At 49.3% G+C, this 20,029-nt stretch carries 19 protein-coding genes; 4 read left to right on the plus strand and 15 right to left on the minus strand.

Features of this window, described 5'->3' with window-relative positions; translation table 11 throughout:
• Window positions 1–18 precede the first annotated feature (18 nt).
• The 4 genes from ACESY8_RS07830 to ACESY8_RS07845 form a co-directional block, all read right to left on the minus strand.
• Window positions 19–1,281, minus strand: coding sequence for a plasmid recombination protein (locus ACESY8_RS07830; RefSeq protein ID WP_054339127.1), 1,263 nt, complete (start codon window positions 1,279–1,281; stop codon window positions 19–21).
• 348 nt (window positions 1,282–1,629) lie between these two features.
• Entirely contained in the window at window positions 1,630–1,851 is a 222-nt protein-coding gene (locus ACESY8_RS07835; RefSeq protein WP_054339128.1) for a hypothetical protein, read from the minus strand.
• Window positions 1,852–2,273: 422 nt separating this feature from the next.
• Window positions 2,274–3,569, minus strand: coding sequence for a DNA primase family protein (locus tag ACESY8_RS07840; protein WP_054339129.1), 1,296 nt, complete (start codon window positions 3,567–3,569; stop codon window positions 2,274–2,276).
• Window positions 3,562–4,158 carry a CHC2 zinc finger domain-containing protein gene (locus tag ACESY8_RS07845; RefSeq protein ID WP_054339130.1) on the minus strand — a complete coding sequence of 199 codons (597 nt, stop codon included), beginning with the start codon at window positions 4,156–4,158 and terminating at the stop codon, window positions 3,562–3,564. The genes ACESY8_RS07840 and ACESY8_RS07845 overlap by 8 nt, the downstream gene beginning before the upstream one ends.
• Before the next feature lie 173 nt (window positions 4,159–4,331).
• On the opposite strand from ACESY8_RS07845, the gene ACESY8_RS07850 reads away from it, so the two are divergent.
• A complete protein-coding gene (locus tag ACESY8_RS07850) occupies window positions 4,332–5,447 on the plus strand; it encodes a DUF6076 domain-containing protein (RefSeq protein ID WP_054339131.1) in 1,116 nt (371 codons plus the stop codon).
• A gap of 31 nt (window positions 5,448–5,478) precedes the next feature.
• Window positions 5,479–6,666 carry a hypothetical protein gene (locus tag ACESY8_RS07855; RefSeq protein ID WP_054339132.1) on the plus strand — a complete coding sequence of 396 codons (1,188 nt, stop codon included), beginning with the start codon at window positions 5,479–5,481 and terminating at the stop codon, window positions 6,664–6,666.
• 10 nt (window positions 6,667–6,676) lie between these two features.
• Here the strand turns inward: ACESY8_RS07855 and ACESY8_RS07860 are convergent, their stop codons facing one another.
• The 6 genes from ACESY8_RS07860 to ACESY8_RS07885 form a co-directional block, all read right to left on the minus strand.
• The gene (locus ACESY8_RS07860) at window positions 6,677–9,673 is read right to left on the minus strand and encodes a type I restriction endonuclease subunit R (protein ID WP_204681673.1); all 2,997 of its coding nucleotides are present in this window, start codon (window positions 9,671–9,673) and stop codon (window positions 6,677–6,679) included.
• Complete coding sequence (locus ACESY8_RS07865) at window positions 9,673–10,053, minus strand: hypothetical protein (protein ID WP_204681674.1); 381 nt, start codon at window positions 10,051–10,053, stop codon at window positions 9,673–9,675. The genes ACESY8_RS07860 and ACESY8_RS07865 overlap by 1 nt, the downstream gene beginning before the upstream one ends.
• Complete coding sequence (locus ACESY8_RS07870) at window positions 10,050–11,297, minus strand: restriction endonuclease subunit S (protein ID WP_082382914.1); 1,248 nt, start codon at window positions 11,295–11,297, stop codon at window positions 10,050–10,052. Before ACESY8_RS07870 ends, ACESY8_RS07865 begins: the two co-directional genes overlap by 4 nt.
• Entirely contained in the window at window positions 11,294–13,009 is a 1,716-nt protein-coding gene (locus ACESY8_RS07875; protein ID WP_054339136.1) for a type I restriction-modification system subunit M, read from the minus strand. Before ACESY8_RS07875 ends, ACESY8_RS07870 begins: the two co-directional genes overlap by 4 nt.
• Window positions 13,006–13,209: a type II toxin-antitoxin system prevent-host-death family antitoxin gene (locus ACESY8_RS07880; RefSeq protein WP_054339137.1), complete on the minus strand. Its 204-nt coding sequence runs from the start codon at window positions 13,207–13,209 to the stop codon at window positions 13,006–13,008. Before ACESY8_RS07880 ends, ACESY8_RS07875 begins: the two co-directional genes overlap by 4 nt.
• 98 nt (window positions 13,210–13,307) lie before the next feature.
• Entirely contained in the window at window positions 13,308–13,772 is a 465-nt protein-coding gene (locus tag ACESY8_RS07885) for a hypothetical protein (protein ID WP_338154750.1), read from the minus strand.
• Window positions 13,773–13,885: 113 nt separating this feature from the next.
• Between ACESY8_RS07885 and ACESY8_RS07890 the strand changes: the two genes are divergently transcribed.
• Entirely contained in the window at window positions 13,886–14,197 is a 312-nt protein-coding gene (locus ACESY8_RS07890; RefSeq protein WP_082382917.1) for a helix-turn-helix domain-containing protein, read from the plus strand.
• A 48-nt stretch (window positions 14,198–14,245) separates the two neighbouring features.
• Here ACESY8_RS07890 and ACESY8_RS07895 read toward each other — a convergent pair whose 3' ends face one another.
• A complete protein-coding gene (locus ACESY8_RS07895; RefSeq protein WP_054339138.1) occupies window positions 14,246–14,500 on the minus strand; it encodes a DUF6061 family protein in 255 nt (84 codons plus the stop codon).
• A gap of 795 nt (window positions 14,501–15,295) precedes the next feature.
• On the opposite strand from ACESY8_RS07895, the gene ACESY8_RS07900 reads away from it, so the two are divergent.
• A complete protein-coding gene (locus tag ACESY8_RS07900; RefSeq protein ID WP_498794691.1) occupies window positions 15,296–15,538 on the plus strand; it encodes a hypothetical protein in 243 nt (80 codons plus the stop codon).
• A 207-nt stretch (window positions 15,539–15,745) separates the two neighbouring features.
• Here the strand turns inward: ACESY8_RS07900 and ACESY8_RS07905 are convergent, their stop codons facing one another.
• The 4 genes from ACESY8_RS07905 to ACESY8_RS07920 all read right to left on the minus strand — a co-directional run bounded on the left by ACESY8_RS07905 (window position 15,746) and on the right by ACESY8_RS07920 (window position 19,246).
• Entirely contained in the window at window positions 15,746–16,564 is an 819-nt protein-coding gene (locus ACESY8_RS07905) for a cyclase family protein (protein ID WP_054339140.1), read from the minus strand.
• A gap of 47 nt (window positions 16,565–16,611) precedes the next feature.
• Window positions 16,612–16,884, minus strand: coding sequence for a hypothetical protein (locus tag ACESY8_RS07910; RefSeq protein WP_007489030.1), 273 nt, complete (start codon window positions 16,882–16,884; stop codon window positions 16,612–16,614).
• Window position 16,885: 1 nt separating this feature from the next.
• On the minus strand, window positions 16,886–18,172 hold the full coding sequence (locus ACESY8_RS07915) for a DUF362 domain-containing protein (RefSeq protein ID WP_024723765.1): 1,287 nt from the start codon (window positions 18,170–18,172) through the stop codon (window positions 16,886–16,888).
• 168 nt (window positions 18,173–18,340) lie between these two features.
• Window positions 18,341–19,246, minus strand: coding sequence for a 3-hydroxyacyl-CoA dehydrogenase family protein (locus ACESY8_RS07920; RefSeq protein ID WP_243427605.1), 906 nt, complete (start codon window positions 19,244–19,246; stop codon window positions 18,341–18,343).
• Window positions 19,247–20,029 lie beyond the last annotated feature (783 nt).

Consider the following 20,029-nt stretch of genomic DNA (forward strand, 5'->3'; position numbering starts at 1 on the left):
AGCAAAAATTCCTTTCTATTAAAGTTCCATATCCTGTGATTTGCGGCGGACAGGTTGGTCATGTTGTTTTGTGTCCCGTGTCCGGGTCAAAATGGCGTTAAGAAAAGCCCGCACCTTTTCGGGTGCGAGCTTGACAGCTTCCAGATAAGGCCGTGCCTGTTCTTTCAGCGATTCATATCGCTGTTTCCAAACAGCGGCACTTTTTTGTGCGCTTTGCAGTTTTGCTTCCAAGCGGCTGTTTTCTGCCTTGGCAAGAATCCCATTGACCGCATAGTCTTTGAGCATATCGCATTCAGATGGAGTGAAAGTGATATTGCCGGTAATCGTCTTTTTCCCCATAGAACGGATTTCCTGTACAGTCAAAGCAGCGGTGCGCTGTTCTTTGGTTTGCTTTTGCAGGGATTGCAGCTCTTTCTGCTTTTTCTCAACAGCAGCCTGTGCGCTGTCCAGCGTTTGTTCTTTCTGAGCGATTTGGGCGGTCACATCTTCCAGCCGCTGCTGCTCCTGTGCCACCTTAAACTGGGTCACCGTCAGATGTTCCTCGGTGCTGCCTCGCTCTCCACGCTCCACATCGGTATATCCGGCAGCTCTCATGTGCTGGTAAAAATCATCCTGCAAAATGGAGTAGGATTTCTTTAGAACCGGCTTTCCATTTTTCTGCAAAACGGGATTCCCGGCTTCGTCCAGTGCCAGTTGGGACAGCCACTTTTTGCTGCGGCTGACCTGCATAATGGTCTCCTTGACCGTCCCCACCAAAGCCTTATCCTTGCACCGCTTCGACCAAAGAATCTGCTTTTCCACCACTGGGACATACACTACATGAAGGTGGTAATGATACACATCCTGCCCCAGAGCTTCCGACATGGCCCGGTTGATCTCATCGGCGTGCATGACGGCAGAGAGGATATACTGTTCGCCCCCCACAATCTTCACGGCGGCTTGATAGGCTTCGGCGTAAAACTGCTTGGCAAACTCATAGCCGCCGTGATTGTGGAAATAGGCGGAGTTCACATCGAAAATCAGTTCTCCATAGTGAATGGCATCCGGCTTCAGCCCACGGGTGGAGATTGTGCCGGAGGATTCCATCTGGGCAAACAGTTCCGTATAGCTGGCGGATGGCTTTTTGAAGTGGACGTTATAGCTGAGACGTTCCGGGATAATATCCGGGTTGCGGTAGCTGTCTTTTTCCCGTTCATTGTGCTTTTGGGTGTTGCCGATGTCCTTGTCCGGGACATCCACATTTCTGGCGCTTGTACGGTCGATTCCATCGTTTCTGGCCATAAAAATCAGCTCCTTTCCGCTTGGTGGCAGACGGCTGGGGATGGGGATGCACTTCCTGCGGGAAGTGTAATAACCCACTATAACACTTTCAGCCCAGAGGTCTGCAAAGTGCCGTGGGCTCTCCCGAGGGGCTCTCCGAGGGGAAATTGCGGTCATTGCGATGACCGCTGCTGAACCACCCAAAAACCGTCTGCATCGTTTTCTGTTGTTCAGCCCGGACAGCCGATGTTTTGCGAAACACCGGCAATCCGGCGGCAGCGAAAAATCGAATGTTTTCGCCGCCTGTCCATAGCAATACTGTGGTATTACTATGGGGACAAGAGAGAGTGGCCGCAGGAACGACAGGCATCATTTGTCCCTCCGCTTCTGCCATACAAGGTCATAGCCGAGAGCATAAGCAAGCTGAACCGCCTCCACATACCGCAGAGACTCCCGCTGGAGCTTGTTGGACAGGTTGGAAACGCTGTCGCTCCAGCCGTAATCCTCGGAAAGCTGGTCAACGACCTCCTGCATCGTGCAGCCGGAACGCACGATGTACGACTTGATTTCATTTCTCAAATTGGATTTCATAGAAACCACCTCATTCTTTCGTAAACTCAGTTTTCCGTGAAGCATATTCGCTGCACGGTTCGGTAAACACGGATAACATTCAAAAAATTGCTCAGGATTGCGTCCATGAAGAACTGTCTGCAACAGCACCCCATCGACTTTACGATTAGGTGGGCTTGCCGCCGAAACGGTGAATAAAGCTGCCTTTCCGCATACCAGCGTCACTGTTCCGCAAATCACCGAATGATGATTTGTGTTCTGTTTACGGTAATCTTTTTCACTGTTTGCACAACCATTGACCGGAAAGCGGCTATTTTAGGAAATCTCTGAGCTGAACAATATAAAAATGAACTTTGAATTTTTGCGTTCGTGCGTTCCTCTGTTCCAAAAACTGCACCTAATCCGGAACACATGAACGCATGAACAGAAGGTTTTGAGTTCCCTTACAACTCCATAGGCGAGAGCAGAACATAAATGCCCATATACCCCCGGCACCGCTTTCCGCCGCCGATGTGCAGATTGCTGACCGGCTCCAAATGATAGCGTTCTGCGTTTTGGCTGAGCTGGTTTGCGAAACTCTTTGGGGACAGTGGGTTTTCTGCGTTATCCTCACACCACCGCTTATAGGCAGCATACAGATTTTTGGTGCTGGCTTCATAATCGGCCTTGAATGCCACATAACCCTCAGAATCGAGGAAGTCCAGAATGTTGTTGGCATCCCGAACAGCGGAAGAGATATTGTCCTTGGCTCTCTGGCTGATAGTAAAGTGGTAGTGATTGGCAATCAGCCGCCGCAATCCCTCCAGCATCCAGAGAAAGACCCCCTCTTTTTCGGCAATCAGCTTCTCGGCAAGAAACGGATCATCGAACCGATCCGCAGGCTTGTCCTTGGTGGTGAGAATGATTTGGCGGCGAAAGAAGCCGTCGCTGCGGTCGTGAAGTGCAGTCAATGCCCCGTTGCCGAAACAGAGAAAACGCACATAAAGCTGCCCCTGATAGCTCTGTTCTTTCTTCCGTTCCAAATCCATCCGCAGTTCTGCTGTCACGATGGATTTTACATAGTTGGTTTTGGTCAAGGCGTTCATGTCCAGATCATCGTCCACCATCAGCAGCTTGCCCTCCAGGTCGGCTCTGGCGAAACGGTTGTTTTCTACCTTCTGGATGGAAGTGGTGTTCATGTTGAACCCGAAAATGGCGTTTATCACCACACCGATCCGGCTTTTTCCCTCACCACCCTTGCCGATCAGCATGAGCATTTTCTGTCCTTTGGTGGACGGAATCAGGCAGTAGCCTAGATATTCCTGCAAGGCGGGAATATCCTCCGGCTCCAACAGCTCCGAAAGAAAACACAGCCATTGTTCCGGTGCAGGAGCCTCTGTCTGATAGGACACCGGCAGGCGGTTGCTGCAATACTCTTTTTCTTCTGTGAATGTGCCATCCAGAAAATACGTGCCGTTCGCCACATGGATGCGGTCACATTGCAGGGGCAAAGGGTCTGTGTATGCCGCCAGCTTCAACGCCTTGATTATCTGTTCCACCGTCTGTGCAGCCTTGGCATGAAGCCAAGGCGAGATTTCCTCATAAATCGTTCGCTTCAATTTGTTCTCATCCGGCAGCTGTCCATCCACGGTATAAAAGCGGTCGTTGATACAGCGCATGGGATGCCGGGACAGAAAATCCCGGCAGTATTCCGGCTCGACGATTTTCCCCTTGTCATCGATCCAAACAGGGTTATTCATGGTATCGCTCCTCTCTCAGGCGGGCTTGTAATTTGCGGATGTATCCGTCTGCCGTTAGTTCGCTTACGACTTCGCTTCGTTCATAGGAATCGCCTTGCAGCAGGATGTCCAGCTGATACTCCACCCAGGGCAGACGGTGACAGGCTTCCACGAACCGCTCATCCAGCGCATCTTCCGGCGCTTGCGGCGCATACCGCCTTTCCCAATCCAGGAGCAACCGCCGATACTGGTTCAAAACAGAAAAGCACAGCTGCTCGTTCTCACGAAGCTGCTGTGCTTTGGTTTTCTGCTTCAATTTTTGACGAATGGATTCCGGCAGGGGCTTGTCCGGTGCAAGGTGAAAGTCCGACACCAGTTTTCGTGCCGCATCATACAGCCGAAGGTCAAACAGTTTGGCAGTCAGGTCGATCACGTCCCCGTGTTCCCCGCAGGCAAAACAGTGGTAGTGGTCATCCGATACATACAGGCTCGGATGACGGTCATTGTGGAACGGGCACAGCGCCATGCCATAGTGGTTGACATCGATTCCATACACCTGCGCTGCTTCCCGTGTGTTGATGCCTGCTTTCACCACTTCAAACAGATTCATACAGATTCCCTCCATTTCCTTTTTGATGGGGCAGTTTTCTCACCCCTCTGTATAGGTTATGGGGAAAATCGAAAAAAACAGGCGAATGGCATGACAAGCCGTTTTCAAAAAACATGACAAGAATTTAATTGTGTGCTATTATGAAAATAGAAAAACATGACAGGAGGGAGAAGATGGACAAGATCATCAACCATGCGGTTTTGTCGCTGGATTTCTGGCAGGACACCGTAACCTATGAGGGGTGTACGATGCCCACAGGAACCATTGGCTGCGAGGTGCTGAACATCCCGGACAGCACCATTGAGAAGCTGGATACTCCCTGCAATGTGCTGAACCAGCTGCTTCAGGGGATGAACACCGGTTCCGTAGATATGGAGCTGCTTCCGCAGGTGCAGCAGGCCGCTGGCGAGATCATCTCCTTCTTGCAAGCAACGCCGCCATTCTCCCGTCTGGATCGAGGCTATTTTGAGCAAAAGCTGGCCGTCATCTTTTCCGAAGAATCTATGAAGGATGCAAAAGCCTATTTGCAGCTCACTCAGCCGGAGCAGTTAGTCTGCGCTCTGACCGGACAGCACGGCAAGGCAACGCTGCTCGTCCGGGTAGCGCAGGTGCTGGGGCATTTGAGCTATTCTCTAAGGCAATACAAGGAAGCCTTGACGAAATTTGCGGAGCGGTTGAATGAACCAGGCTATGACCGCACTCCAGATGGTTATGCAGCGATGTTCGGACAGTTCTTCAGAAACAAACCAACTTTATCGCTGGAAAATCCATCTTGGATGACTCTGACCAATGCTTCGGTGCAGTATGTGTCCGCTACTCGTCCCGGAAAGACGGAGCCTCAGCTGGTCAAGCGGATGCACTATGTTTCTTTTGTGGGAATGTTCCGATCTGACCTGTTCGAGGGGCTTTGCGTAGGCCACGCCCCCAAGAAATGCCCCATCTGCGGCAGATGGTTTCTCACCATTGACGCACGGCACACCAAATACTGCGGCGGGCTGGCCCCCGGCGACCAGCGTGGACGGACGTGCCGGCAAATCGGCAATCTGAGAGGCCGGGAACAACGTGAGCTTGCGGATGACCATCCTATCAAGGCGATTTATACCCGCCGTATGAACACCATCCTGCAAAGCACCCGCCGGGGAAAGTTGGATGAAGAGACGGCAGCAGCTATGAAGAAGCTGGCAAAGGATAAGATGCTCCGTGCGCTTTCAGATCAGCGTTATGCCAGCACTGTCTATGAGCGGGAAATGACTCAGCAGGCACTTTTGGAAGCAGTACAAAAGAAATAGCGGCAAAACATCAGAAAGGCGGTGAGGGAAAATGGATACAGCGTGGACATGGGAACTGCCCGGCTACTGTGCCAAATACAGCTTTTTGACTGAAACCAAGGGCTTGACCATGCGGGAAGCGGAACGCATCTTTCAGCTTGACCCGGAACCGCCTGTTCGGGAAAGCCTGAATGATTACATCATGGAGGCTGTGCAGAACCGTGAACAGCGCTGGTTTTCCTTTTTCCTGCACCGCTATGAAAACCGGCTCAATGGCCGTGTTCGCCGTTTCCTGCTGCGGGAGGGGCTGGATCGCTATGACCCGGAACGCTTTTTGGACTATAAAATGGGCTGTGTACTTGCCATGCTGGATTGTCTGTGGGAATACGATCCCGCACAAGGGGCAGATTTTCTGACCTATGCCCACCATTTTATCGGGAACGCCCTTTTGACCTGCCGGATGCAGGAGGAGACCGGTTCCTTTGAAAATGTGGATGAGTACAAAGCTGTGCGTGGGATTGCTTGGCTCTATAATCAATCCGGTCAGTCTGAACAGGCGGCGATTCAGGAATATGCTCAGAAAAATAGTTGCACCGAGGAAACCGCAGCGAAGTTTTTGGCATTGGCCAAGCAAAATCGCAGCCGTGTTCCGTTTTATCAGACCGTACAGGATGAGGATAGCGAAGAAACCGGCGAGGATGTCAGCCGGGATGACCACTGGGACTATGCGGAGGTTCTCTGGAACGGTATCCGGGCTGAAGCTGTCCGAGAAGCATTTGAAAAACTAAATTACCGAGAGCAGACTCTTTTGGAGAAGCGAAACGCCATCTGTATGACCTGTGGTAGGGTCAGCCCACTCAGCACCCGGCTGACCTTTGAGGAATTGGCGGTACTTTTTGAGGGCAGCACAGCCAGCGGCGCAGAACGGGCCTACCGCAAAGCTGTGGAGCACTTAGCCTGTTTGCTGACAGACGCCGGGGTGCTTCACATGATTCGCCTAAAACGTAAATCCCAGACCAAACGCAAAAAGAAAATCGCCGCCGCTGTCTACCTGTATCAGGTGGACAACGACGGCGAATGGGGCGAAATTTCGTTTGATTTTGAAGCTGGAACAGCGGAGATCATTCGGTTGGCAGAGTGGGATACGACGGTAAGTAAGAAATTTGCACAAAAAGCGATTCAATACATTCTGACCTGTAATGCTAAATTATGTAAAGAAACCACTCTAATATATGAATAAATGTCAACAGCTATGGATGGATTCCACTTCCTGTTGTGCTCCGCAATCGTTCATAGACAACACCTACCAACAAATCACGAACGGTATCTCCGAACTTGGCGTCATCCAGAACCCTTTCACAGAACTGCTGATTCTGCGCCATGCGCCCGATAACCACGTCCATGAACGCATCATTAAAGGGAAACCGGAAATGTTCTTGTGAATTGTTGCGGGCTTGGACACGCAATTCCTCGTTGGCATCCATATCAGAAACAATTTGCTCCAAGACCTTGTCGATGTTAGTAAACTCTGTGCCAAACTTTTCGTTGATTTTATCAATCAGCTCAGACAGAGGGGCCTTTTCTTCCTCTGGCTTCGGTTTTCCGGGATGAAGTTTATTGGGCAACGGCTCACTTTGCTCCAGCGTAATAGACCCTTCAAAAATTTTCTGAACCCGGTAATATTGCAGCGATACTTCATCATCCAGAAAAATAGGACCGCCGCCCTCTCGCTTTGGCAGTTTCTTCTGAAGAAATTTTGCGTAAGCATGGAACTTATGCAGGTCGGCATCATCTAGTCGGATGATGTTGGTGAGGAATGTGTAGGTACGAACAAACTTTGCGAGGGTAGTCTTGAATTCTTCCTGCTCGTTCTCATCCAAACCGTTATATCGATCCACTGCCGGATCAAGGAAACTGTTGAGTACGCCAAAATCCATATTTCCCTGTTTCTTGGTAGGCTTGAAAAATGCTTTAGAGAAAGCCTCAATCTCACTCTGCCAATACACACGAAATTCATCCAATTTGGATTTCAGTTCATATACGATGTTGGCGTCTGTTGTCTCCTCAATACTGGTTTCTTCATAATACGGGGCAAAAGCGGCTCGTATATCCTCGGCAGAGTTTACAAAGTCCAAAACAAATGTATCATCTTTTCCGAAGCAGGTTCTGTTCAACCTGGAAAGTGTTTGGACAGCTTTTACACCACTAAGCTTTTTATCTACAAACATGGTGTGCAACAACGGCTCATCAAACCCAGTTTGGTATTTTTCCGCAACCAAAAGTACCTGATACTCGCCGCTGTGGAATTTTTCCGGTAGTTCGCTTTCTTTTATTCCATTTAGACTGACTTCGGTGTATTCCTCTCCGCCATCATGGACAGTCCCAGAAAATGCGATCAGGATACCCAGCTCATTTTCGTATCCCATCTTTTTGATGTAACGCTGAAACTCCTGATAATACCGGACTGCGTGCAGGCGTGAGCCGGTCACTACCATTGCTTTGGCCTTGCCGCCAATCTTGTCTTTGGTGACAGTGCGGAAGTGTTCTACGATGATCTGGGTTTTCTGGGCCAGATTGTGCGGATGCAGACTTAAGAATTTGCCAAGCGCCTTATTTGCCTTGCTTTTTTCATAGCGGGGATCATCGGCAATTTTCTTGCCGATTTTGAAATAGGTATCGTAGGTTACATAGTTTTTCAGAACATCCAGAATAAAACCTTCTTGAATGGCCTGCTTCATCGAGTAAATATGAAAAGCATGAGGAATACCGCTTGCATCCGGGGTTCCAAACATTTCCAGCGTTTTCGCCTTGGGTGTTGCGGTAAAGGCAAAGAAGGACAGGTTAGGCAACCGACCATGTGTAGCCATTTCTTTTGCGATTTCATCCTCGCTGTCGGATTGCTTGCGCTCTTCCTTGGCCTCCTCATCCGCAACCTTTTGGAGCTGTTCTTCCTCCGTTAGCCCCTCAGCATTTCCCAGGATCGCCTTCATTTTTTTGCTGGCTTCTCCGGTCTGGGAAGAATGGGCCTCATCCACAATGACCGCAAACCGCTTGCCGCTTAAATCATCTACCTTTTCAAGGACAAACGGGAACTTCTGAAGTGTGGTAATAATGATTTTTTTACCTGTGTTCAAAGCATCTGCCAGCTGTGCGGCGTTGTTGTCGATTTTAGTCACAACGCCTTCCACGTGCTCAAACTGGTAGATGGTATCCTGAAGCTGTTTGTCCAATACGAGACGATCTGTAATCACAATGATGCTGTTGAATACAACCTTGTCATTTTTATCGTGCAGGTTAGACAGGTGATGTGCCAGCCAAGAAATAGAGTTGGATTTTCCGCTTCCCGCACTATGCTGAATCAGATAATTGTGTCCGGTTCCGTTTGCGTAGACATCGGCAACGAGCTTACGGACCACATCCAGCTGGTGGTAACGTGGGAAGATCATAACAGACTTTTTAGGATTCTTTTTATCTTCCTGCAAATGAATAAATCGCTGTACAATGTCCAGCAGGCTGTCTTTTTGCAGGACTTCTTCCCACAGATACGAAGTCCGGTAGGTACTGTTCCCAACAGGGTTTCCCTTGCCGCCGTTGTTTCCCTTATTGAACGGCAAAAAATAGGTATTGAGGCCATTGAGCTTTGAGGTCATCCACACTTCTTCGGTGTCCACAGCAAAGTGAACCAGGCATCGAGCTTTGAACGAAAGCAGAAGTTCTCTGGGATCACGGTCTTTCATGTACTGACGCTTTGCATTTTCGACAGTCTGACCGGTGATTGGATTTTTCAGTTCCACCGTCGCAACAGGCAATCCATTGATGAACAGCACAACATCTATGGAGTTCTCATTTTTCAGGCTATAATGCACCTGCCGGGTGATGGAGAGAATGTTCTTCTCATAGAGTGCCTGACTGGTTTGGTTCATGCCGCTGGCAGGCTTGAAATAGCACAGAGATAATTTGGCGGGAGCATCTACAACGCCATGCCGTAGCACATATAATGTTCCGTATGTATCAAGATCACGATACAGCTTCTTCAGAAAACCCGTTTCCACATTCTTTCCGTGTTTTCTGCACAGCTTTTCCCATTCAACGGGCTGGCTGTCTTGAAGAAACTGAAAGAGCTGCTTGGTGTCTATGGCAAATTCACGATTATAGTCACGGGGATTCCCTTTGATATATCCGCCGTGGTCAATCAGGCTGTATTCAATCTCTTGTTCAAATGTAATTTCTTTGGTTTCGATTGCCATTATTGACCACCTCCTATCAAAGTACAAATCCAAGGGATTAGCCCCACCATACCGCCAATGATGGCCGATATGACAGCAATCCGCCATTCCCGCCGGGAGAGTTTTCTCTCGGCTTTTTTTGCAACCTTTTTGTTAGTGAAATAGTTATGACCATCCACTGTGAGGGACAGATAGTATGGAATGTTGTCAGCCCACTGTGTTTTTACATAACCACATTCTCTCAATTCCCGAAACGTATCCCGGAGCAGGGTATCCTGCTGCATGGATAATCCATCAAACCGCTTACTCCAATAAGCCGCATTGTCCTGACCGCTGGCTTGGAGGTCGATAATTTCTTTCAGCAAAGTTTCGCCTTGCGGTGACAATTCTTGATAGTTCATTCTACTGCCACCTTTCCGGTTACCACCTCAGAAATGACGCTTTGGCGGTATTCCTTTAGTTTTTCGATCTGTTCTGTAATATCCGCAATGATGCTGTCAATTCGTGCGGTTTCCTTATTCAAATATTCGGCAATGTCTTTTTGCTCATCCATTGGAATCAAGGGGAGAGGAACCTGCACAAAGTTTGAAAATCTCAAATCTTGACCATCACGGATAAAGTTTGCCGTGCGCTGCAATGCCTGAATATATCGGGGAGACTTGAACAGCCACTTGAAATACTCCGGTTCCACACCCGCCTTAGGCTTCAGAACAATGTAATGCCACGTGATGCACCCTAGAATATAGCTGATTTCCAACCCGCCTTGAAAGCTACGCAGACTGATTATGAAATCGTTGGGCTCGACGTGCTTCCAGTTTTCCAGTCCTTTATCGGCCAAAACAATTTTATAGCTTTGCTTTTCCATATAATCTTCTTGAGAGATAATGCCATACTTTTGGCTGGCAGTTAGCTGAACATCTGTTTCGTGGCGGGTTTCTTTGCTTTGAGCAAACAATGCCTTTGCCGGAACAATTCTCCAATTTTCGGGGACTTCGCCCAGCCATTCAACACTACTTTCGTACATTTTAGCCGTAGTTTTTATACCTCTTGTGACCGCATTGTTTATAGTGGTTGTCCGCTTTTCTTGCAGTAGAGTAACAAGAGATTCCTTTTGTGTGAGTAGTGCGTTGATGGCAGCTACTTTTTTATCGAGATGCTTTGAAATTTTCTTTTGAACACTTAACGGTGGAAGCGGTATCTTTATTCGGTTCATCGCCGATTGCGTCAATTTGTTAAGGATAGCCCCATTTATATATTCTTTATAATCAACGGCATTAAGCACATAAACAATATACTTTGGGTCAGCATTCTCCTTTATTCGCAGTACATGGATGTGATTGTTTGCCCATATGGGTTCAGTAATATGAAAAGCCACGGGACGTGTATGATCAAAAAAAGGGGCACCATCCTCACCTAAGAGAACAAGCTCTTCGTCAAACAATGCCTTGTCAACGTAATCAACAATGTTGCCTGCTCCCCAATACGGGATATTTCCTTGCATATCGGCACGCAAACTAAGCTCAACAGGAACTCTTTTTCCGTCAAGACATTCAATAACGTAGCGCAGCTGTGAAAGATTCCAGGTAGTAGGAATCTCTCCGATCCATGGAACGCTGCTATTTTTATAATCTGAATATTTCTTCATTCGGCAAACACCTCCGCCAAGCTCGCTTGGATGCGTTCCTCCAGAGCTCTAATATCTTCCATAATCACAGAACTGTCACGCAGCGGAGTGAATTTGTAGAAATAGCGGGTAAACGGAATCTCATAGCCGATTTTGGTCTTGCTCTCGTCAATCCAGGCATCCGGCACAAACGGCAGAACCTCACGACGGAAATATTCGTGGATGTCTTCCTTCAACGGCACCATTTCGTAGTCACGAAGGGAGGCATCTGCTTTTCTATTTCCTTTGCGGTCGATTACCGGTGTACCATCTTCGTCGAGCAGAGGTCGCTCTATAACAATTTTCCGGTATCCGAAATCTTCATTATCCAGATCCATATAGTTCTCATCCGGCTCGTAGGTGCTGTACAGGCGCACCAGTTCCGCACGATTTTCCGGGCTAATTATGTTGCGCTTATTGCCGAGGCCCTTGCGCATCTTTTCAAAGAAACCGGCTCCGTTGATCAGACGCACTTTGCCTTTTCTGCGGTTCTCTTTGCGGTTGGTCAAAATCCAGATATAAGTGGTAATGCCGGTGTTGTAGAACAGCTGATCCGGAAGGCCAATAATAGCCTCCAGCAGATCGTTTTCAATAATCCAGCGGCGGATTTCACTTTCTCCGCTTCCGGCATCACCGGAGAACATTGGCGAACCGTTAAATACAATACCGATGCGACTTCCACCTTTTTCCGGCGGGTTCATTTTGGAAATCAGATGCTGGAGAAACAGGAAAGAGCCGTCCGAGATACGGGGCAGACCAGCACCAAATCTGCCACGATACCCTTGAGAAGCCGCTTCGTCCTTAATGAACTTCTCTACCTTTTTCCATTCCACACCAAAAGGAGGGTTGCTCAGCATATAGTCAAATGTCTGGGACTTGAATCCGTCCTCATTGAAGCTGTTTCCCAAAACGATACGGCTGTTGGTATTACCTTTCAAAATCATATCGGAACGGCACGTTGCGTATGTTTCGGGGTTTAATTCCTGCCCAAAGGGGATTACCTGGGTCGTGCTGTTCAGAGACTCCATTTTGTTCTGGGCAACGGACAGCATTCCACCCGTGCCGCAGGCCGGGTCCAGAATGGTGATGACCTTTCCATCGGTATTTGCAATTTCGTCCATATCGGGATCGAGCAGCACTTCTACCATCAGTTCGATTACCTCACGGGGCGTGAAGTGCTCACCAGCAGTTTCGTTGGACTGCTCAGAAAATCGCCGGATCAATTCCTCGAACATATATCCCATTTCCAGATTATCAATCTGGGTGTCACTCATATCAATCTCCGCAAAACGCTGCACAACCAGATAAAGTAGATTGGCCCTTGAAAGGCGATCAATGACCCCGAAAATTTCAAAGTTATCCATGATTTCACGGACATCTTCGGAAAAGCCATTGATGTAATCCCGCAGATTAGCTTCGATAGCGTTGCTGTCATCCATCAGCTTTTCAAAATCGAACTGGCTGACATTATAGTAATCATGACCAGTCATGCGCTTAAAGATAGGACGCTTGTTGCTGACCGTCAAAGTCTTATTGGCCTCCATAATTTTTGCCTTGGAAGGTGCAAGTACACAGTCAAAGCGACGCAGCACAGTAAAGGGCAGAATCACCTTGCCGTATTCGCTCTGTTTGAAATCGCCACGCAGCAAATCGGCTATGCTCCATATAAAATTGGCCTGTTCATTGATGTTCATATATCTGCTCCCTCTTCCCTGAGTCTCTTATACCGTTCGTATGAGATAACGACGTTCTGCGGCTTATTTTGCTTGCTGACAATCAAAACTTTGTCCTGCTCGTTCACTTCCTTAAAAATGCGTGAAGCCTGGCCCTTTTGAAATGATGTAATCGCTTCGTAATCCGGCGTCACGGTAGAAGCGGACCTCTTTTTCGCCACAAAACCACCTCTTTTCGGCAAAATATGTCGATTTAATTTTAACATAAAGTCATTACTTTTCGCAAGATAAAAAACTACATAAAAGTAATGACTTTTTCTTATAAATCGTTATGGGGCAAGGCTGTCACATGGATTAATCCCTTGCCCTCTCTTTTTCTTGCATATTCGAGAAGATCTCTTGCATTGCTGGCAGGGTGCCACGCATAGGCAATGAGAAAATCAGTATGATCGACCATATACCGATTTGCCCTGACAATAGCAACCTTACGAGGGACATTTTCCATCCCTGGAGGATAGTAGGTACTGTCAAATCCATCCGGTACAGGAATCGGGCGCTCTGCTGGATGGTACGGCAGCAATAATGTCAGTCCGACTTCTGGATGAGCTTGTTTTGCGGTTTTAACGGCTTTTGCCGCAAAACCGTCAAAACATCCATAATGACCAACAATAAATTCGGTAACGCCGTAGCGGACTATATGCTCCTCAACAGTGGCGCATAGCACTGGATAAATTTCTTCCGGTGTTTCTCTATGCCCAATAAAGAAGCAGCTCTTCTGTCTCACTGAAATCATTCCCCTCTTTTACTTGTGCATATCGTTAAAATTATACGACTAAAATTATTAAAGAGCAACGACAAACAAAAGTATAATTTACGAAGAACGCAAGCAAAGGGGTGATGCAGGTGAAAGATATTCTCTCTGCCATAAACACATATCGAGAGGAGCGGGGCTGGACGGAGTATCAGCTTGCAGAACGCTCTGGTTTGCCGCAGTCTACGATCTCCTCGTGGTATCGCAAGAATATGGTTCCCACTATTCCGTCGTTGGAAAAAATCTGTACGGCTTTTGGCATCACGCTTTCTCAGCTGTTTGCAGAAGAAGATTCACCAGTTTCTCTGACTGATTCGCAAAGAAGGCTCCTTGAACGATGGTCGAGATTGAGTGAAGAGCAACAAGCGGTAGTGTTTGCTTTGATTGACAAAATGTAAAAAGCCGCCAGAAGCAGCATCTCATGGATGTGCCTCTGGCGGCTTTGCTTATGAATCGAAATCCAACTGTGGAGTCTCTGTTACGGTTCGCAGGTATTCTTCCGGATCGCCATTCAAAATCAATTCCGCATAAGACAGCGGATCGTTGTAGATGAGCCAGTCCAGTTCAGACCGCTGGAAACGGCTGTTTGCCACCTCATCCTCAACAGCGGTACAGTTAATGGAAATTATGCTTCCGTTAGAATATTTCAGTTCCACACAGCCGGTATCCATGTTAAATTCACAGGAAAGTAATGTTTTCATAATGCTATCCTCCAATATTGGCTCTGTTAACAAGAAAAACTCCCGCCTGATTCCTGTTAGGAATCAGGCGGGAGTTTCGTATGCACCCGAAAACCGTCAGCTAACAGTTGATAAGTGATTTAGTTCCTTATCACTGTTAATCCAATGGTTCCAGGGTTTTCCTTTTTGCCTTAAATTGCAAAATTTTAGTTCATTGCCGTCCCAGCGGCGTCCTAAATTTAATATTTTGCATTTCTGCCAATCATATTTTCGATGCTATAGCATGTCAAAAATTCATACTGGATGTCTGCCACCTGTGCAATAAGGAGCCAGGCATATCAAAAAGGGGGATGTATTTTACATTCCCCCTTTATTATGTGGAAGAAGTTTAAACATGAATATTTTAGCAGTTTATGTCCTAATATATACAAAGAAGAGTTTTCTTGTCGCAAATTATAGCTCAGTGAGATTAAGGAACCAATCTATATAACTTGATATATTCCGCTGTAAAAAGAGAAATAAAAATTCTAAATATTTTTGCTGTTCTCAGCTTTCTATTTCGTTATTCCAAATAGAGACATTTATTAAATAAAAACTCTAAATCTCATTAAGTGAGGAATATTTCTGGATATTTTTATACACTGGGCCAAAAAATAACTTATTCGTACGACAACGGGCCGCGGTTCGGCTCGTTTATGACGAACCGATGGAGAAACTGACCGAGAAACAGAACCTAACCACGGGCCCCATGGACCCGGCGGACTGTTATGTGCCGGGATTTGGGTAGAAAATAGATACCGTGTGCTTCCCGATGGCATGGGCTATGCGGAAATCCTGATCAGGCAGATGGGCATTACGGATGAGATGATTCGCAAGTACCGGGAGAAGGTTACACATGACGGGCTGGGAGCCTGTCTAAAAGCTCTGGCTCGACGGGGCTGGCTGGCTGCGGAGCCCGTCTATACCTGCATGGTACAACACACCAGAGAGACCCAGGAGGGCCGGGAACTGTGGGGGCGGTATTGGAGCGGTATATCCGTTGGTTCGAGTACCACCTAGTACAGTCTAAACACATTGATAGACCCGGATTAGAGTACACATAAAGCAGATAATGGAGCACTGCATGAGGAAGTACCGGAACAGACTGAGGCGGATGAAGCAGTTCTGGAGCATCCGGTATTTCATAAGAATTCCGGGGGGAGCCTGGGAAGTGAAAAAAGACCTGCTGCATTCATGCAGCAGGTCTTCTTGAGTGCGCAGTCAAAATCAATACACGCCGTACTTGTAAACGCGATCGGGAACGTCCTTATTGATCTTGTCCTCGTCGATCATGGCCACGGCGCGGACGATGGTGCCGTCGCCCATATACCAGCGCAGCGGGAAGGCACAGAACATGAAGCGCTGTCCCTTCACCTTCTCGATGTCGCCGCCCAGGTTCTCAATACCCATGACGTTGTTGCCCAGCAGGATGGTATGCACCGGCTCCCACTCGGGGTAGTCCTCGATGGGCTCATGACCAAACTCCTTCTTGTACTCGTCCACGATGCGGGGGACGTAGGGGCCGGGGCCGTGCTGGGCCGCGTAGGTATAGAGGATGTGGTCCAGCGCCTGCAGATCGAAGCCCACGCCCTTGACCTTGTGGTCCACCAGCCAGTGGGCGCCCTCGATGGACATGCCGGGGGAGTACATGAAGTAGTCGTCGTTCTCGCCCCAGCGCTGGTTCATGCCGGTGCAGATGAGGACCCAGTCGCCCTCCTGGATGCCGCCCTCCACCTTGTCGGCGGCCTTCTCGATGTCCTCAACGGTGATCAGCTCCCAGTGCTTTTTGGGGATATCCAGGCAGACCGCAGGGCCATAGTAGTTCTCCAGAGGCAGCTCGTGGGTGTAAGGAGACTCGGGAATCACGTGGGAGGGGGAGTCGGCGTGGGTGGAGTTGTGCATGTGGAAGTCGTTGAAGGTCTGAAGCAGACGATAGTGCATGGGCATGTGCTGCACACGGTCGATGTGGAAGTCGCCGTTGGAGGGCCACAGGGGATTGCCGCGGCCGAAGGGATGGGACAGGTCAACAAGTACGGTCTTGCCCATAGTATAAGACTCCTTTTCTTTATGATTAAAATTGAGTTGTAACAAAATCAGGAACAGACGGCGGGCTGAAAATGAAGATCTGTGGCGGTCTGGATCATCTCATCCCAGGTGGAAAAGCGGGTGCTCTCCTGCACGAAACGGTCCAAAAGCGCGTCGTCATAGATGAGACAGTCGGAATTCCAGTTTACAAAGACAGCGCTGGAGTAGCGAAAGCCCTCAAAGGACTGGAAACGGGTATTGGCCTGCATGAAGGAATCGTCAAAGATTTGCATCAGCAGGTCCTTCATTTTCTGGGGGTAGTCCACATATTGAAAAGCCATATCAACCTTCCTGACTGCCGTAGAACTTCTGAGCCTGTTCCTCCACGTACTTACGCCACACGGGCTGGTCGGCAGCCATACGGGGACGGATGTACTCGCTCATCTGGCCGCCCTTGCCGTGGACCAGCTCGCCGTTGCTGATGGACATATACAGCAGAGGCTCAGAGGGGGGGCAGCCCTCGATGTGGATGGCGTTGGGGTGCTTCTTCAGGTATTTGCGGGTACAGTTGCCGTGGAGCACCAGCTTCTCGTCGGGTACCTCGTCGGGCACTTCATTTTTTCCGCCAGCCACAACCACGAAGTCGGAGCGGCGCTCGTAGTCGCCGATGGCCTTCAGAGTCTCCATGTTGATGGCCAGCAACGCCTGACAGCTGGAGCAGGCGCCATCACACAGCACCTTGTACTCGGGCCAACGGGTGCTCATATCACCGATGTAGGGAACCCACATTTTCTTATAGCATTCGGCGACGGTGGCGCCCACAACGTCAATGTTCTCCCGCTCGGTGATACCCAGTCCGGTCTCGGCAGCCACCCGGAAGTAATCCACCGCCTCGGCGTCGATGCCGACCAGATCGCAGGCGATCAGGTCCACGGCCACGGGATCGGAGGACCCCAGGATGCAGCCCACTTCAATGGGAACGGGGGTATGGGGGGAGTAGCCGCTGGCGGGACGGATGGCGTCCACGATGTTGATATCCGCGCGGCACACGCTCCACACATCCATCATAGCCATGGTCAGATTCTGCTGGTGCATCTGCAGGTGTACAGCATCCTGCACCACACCCTTAATATTCTTCAGGGCGCAGGAGAACACCATGCTGGCGTGCGCCTTCAGGATGGGCAGGTTGATGAGATGATCGGCCTCCAGCAGGCGGCGGGGCAGCTTGACATGATGGAGGTTGGAGCGGTAGCCGCGGACAGCCACATTGATCAGGTCCTTGTCGGCCTTAATATCGTAGAGCTCCACGCCCTCCTCGCGGGCCACATCGGCTATGCCAGAGACCTCATAGCATTCCATGGTATCGCAGCCGATGGCGGCAGCCTCGGCAATAACAATGCTCTTGGGATTGGCTTTCTTGACTTCGCGGATGACTGCGCGGACGACCTCGGGATTGGTGCAGACCGAAGTATCGGCGGGGGAAGCGTGGCCGGCGTTGGGCTTTAGCATTACAGTGGTGCCGGGCTTGATCATGTTTGTTACGCCGCCCATCAGGTCAAAGACCTTGGTGACGCTGTCCTGAATACTGGCCTCTTTGGCCAGAGCAACCAGCGCTTTCTTGTCAGACATACTCAGTTCTCCCTTCAGTTCTTGGTAATCTCTATTTCCATCAATGGATTATGCAAGGCTGATGCCAAGTGTAATGAGCTGCTTTTTGCTAAATTGCAGGGGGATTTGGGGCGTGTTGTTGCAGAAATAGGACAATACACAATTGCTTGTTGCAGCGCTGAAACAAACTTAGAGTAGCTTATGAAGCTTTAGCAGCTCGGCGAAGGCGTAATCCCGGAATTTGCACACACTGTCGACCGTGTTGCCAATGGAGGGATCCCGGTTGGCGATCTCCTCGTCAACCCCTTGGGCGTATACCTCATTCCAGGGGGTTGACTCCTCGCCGTATTTATCGGCAATGGCCCGGAAGCCGCCTTCCACGCCCAGACTGATAGTGAGCAGCTGGCCGGTGACCGCCATACGCATGCCGGGGCCGAACATAATTGCCTTGTCCATGTCCTCCACAGAGCATACGCCGTCCCGCACGCACTCCTTGGCGGCATCTAGTGCGGCCCAGGAAAGGCGGTTGACAATAAAGCCGTAGATCTCTTTTTTACACACCACGGCCACCTTACCCATGCCAGTGTAAATCTCCTTGGCCTTTTCAATGGCTTCGGGGGCGGTCTGCTCACCGCCGCACAGCTCGATCAGAGGCAGCAGGTAGGCGGGGTTATAGGGGTGGCCCACCAAGATAGATTGGGGATAGAGGGAGCCCTCCTGAAGCTTGGTGGGGAAGAGCTTGGAGGTGGAGCTGCATATAATGGCGTCGGGACCCGTGACTTTCTGAATGGTGGCATAGGTGGATTTTTTCAATTCCAGCCGCTCGGGGATGCATTCCTGCACGAAATTAGCGCTCTTCACGGCATCCTCCAGATCATTCGAGAAATGACAGGCATTTAGTGCGGCATCGGCCTGCTCTCTGGTGGCGGCGCCAGCCCCAACTAGAATATCCAGGATATGGCTGATGTTCTGGCGCATTTTCTCATGAGGCACCACATCGTAGAGAACCGTCTGATAACCGTTCAGCATGGCGTTGGCAGCCAAGCCGGCGCCGATCATACCGGTGCCTACAAAAACTGCTTTGATATTGCCCATGTCACTTTCCTCATTTCTTTGTTTGTTATCCAGGGCGTCTATGGTTACTGCGTCCTTACGAAAAGAATAAAGCAAACGACGTGCCAAATATTTGAGCATTAAACAAGGCTACAAACGGCTTATTTTAATCTGGCGTTGCAAAATGGAATCAAATTGGGACAGTGAATGGCGCTGTTATTGCAAATATGCAACAGCAGCGCCGGTGAGAAAACAAGTAGTTAAAAGCAGAAAGATATAGAAGTTTCTGTTTGTTCCTAAAATAGGTTTTATGTGGAATCCTGTCCCTGTCTGTGATTTTTCTGGAGGAGCGTTGACAAACGAGTTGTAATGCTGTTAAATTAGTGAAACACAAGGAGGGCCTATGTAAGGCTTTCATTTTAAGGTTGATTCGCACAAGTGTGTTTATTGTGCCCGGTGCATCCAGCCCTGAGCTTCAGTGATCCTGTATTTTGATGAATCGGGATTGCCGGCCATAAAGCAGAAGGCCGACGGCGTTGTGTGTGGGGAATGGCTGCTGCGGCTGTCAGCACTGCATGGCAGAGCAGGCGGCTCTACCCTGGCAGCATCAGCAAAAGCGACTGGGAAAAGCAGTTGGAGTGAGAGCCGGGCCCGCAATCCCGGTGTCATGTTTTTTGTCACTGCGCCCCATATCCTTGTGATCCACTCATAACGGGAGTGAGGACAGTGGAGGACTGGTCCGGTATTACAGCCTGATTCTGGGTTTTGGCTATCTGGAATATCGCTATGCCTGTGGCGTACAGCGGGAGGGGACCGCGGAAATCA

This window comes from Clostridium sp. ATCC BAA-442 (genome assembly GCF_964239415.1).
In the GTDB taxonomy this organism is placed as follows: domain Bacteria; phylum Bacillota; class Clostridia; order Oscillospirales; family Oscillospiraceae; genus Flavonifractor; species Flavonifractor plautii.

Excerpts from the sequence above, each read along its gene's own strand:
- ACESY8_RS07830 (WP_054339127.1), bottom strand. The coding sequence starts at position 1,281 with ATGGCCAGAAACGATGGAATCGACCGTACAAGCGCCAGAAATGTGGAT.
- ACESY8_RS07835 (WP_054339128.1), bottom strand. The coding sequence starts at position 1,851 with ATGAAATCCAATTTGAGAAATGAAATCAAGTCGTACATCGTGCGTTCC.
- ACESY8_RS07840 (WP_054339129.1), bottom strand. The coding sequence starts at position 3,569 with ATGAATAACCCTGTTTGGATCGATGACAAGGGGAAAATCGTCGAGCCG.
- ACESY8_RS07845 (WP_054339130.1), bottom strand. The coding sequence starts at position 4,158 with ATGAATCTGTTTGAAGTGGTGAAAGCAGGCATCAACACACGGGAAGCA.
- ACESY8_RS07850 (WP_054339131.1), top strand. The coding sequence starts at position 4,332 with ATGGACAAGATCATCAACCATGCGGTTTTGTCGCTGGATTTCTGGCAG.
- ACESY8_RS07855 (WP_054339132.1), top strand. The coding sequence starts at position 5,479 with ATGGATACAGCGTGGACATGGGAACTGCCCGGCTACTGTGCCAAATAC.
- ACESY8_RS07860 (WP_204681673.1), bottom strand. The coding sequence starts at position 9,673 with ATGGCAATCGAAACCAAAGAAATTACATTTGAACAAGAGATTGAATAC.
- ACESY8_RS07865 (WP_204681674.1), bottom strand. The coding sequence starts at position 10,053 with ATGAACTATCAAGAATTGTCACCGCAAGGCGAAACTTTGCTGAAAGAA.
- ACESY8_RS07870 (WP_082382914.1), bottom strand. The coding sequence starts at position 11,297 with ATGAAGAAATATTCAGATTATAAAAATAGCAGCGTTCCATGGATCGGA.
- ACESY8_RS07875 (WP_054339136.1), bottom strand. The coding sequence starts at position 13,009 with ATGAACATCAATGAACAGGCCAATTTTATATGGAGCATAGCCGATTTG.
- ACESY8_RS07890 (WP_082382917.1), top strand. The coding sequence starts at position 13,886 with ATGCAGGTGAAAGATATTCTCTCTGCCATAAACACATATCGAGAGGAG.
- ACESY8_RS07895 (WP_054339138.1), bottom strand. The coding sequence starts at position 14,500 with ATGAAAACATTACTTTCCTGTGAATTTAACATGGATACCGGCTGTGTG.
- ACESY8_RS07900 (WP_498794691.1), top strand. The coding sequence starts at position 15,296 with ATGGGCTATGCGGAAATCCTGATCAGGCAGATGGGCATTACGGATGAG.
- ACESY8_RS07905 (WP_054339140.1), bottom strand. The coding sequence starts at position 16,564 with ATGGGCAAGACCGTACTTGTTGACCTGTCCCATCCCTTCGGCCGCGGC.
- ACESY8_RS07910 (WP_007489030.1), bottom strand. The coding sequence starts at position 16,884 with ATGGCTTTTCAATATGTGGACTACCCCCAGAAAATGAAGGACCTGCTG.
- ACESY8_RS07915 (WP_024723765.1), bottom strand. The coding sequence starts at position 18,172 with ATGTCTGACAAGAAAGCGCTGGTTGCTCTGGCCAAAGAGGCCAGTATT.
- ACESY8_RS07920 (WP_243427605.1), bottom strand. The coding sequence starts at position 19,246 with ATGGGCAATATCAAAGCAGTTTTTGTAGGCACCGGTATGATCGGCGCC.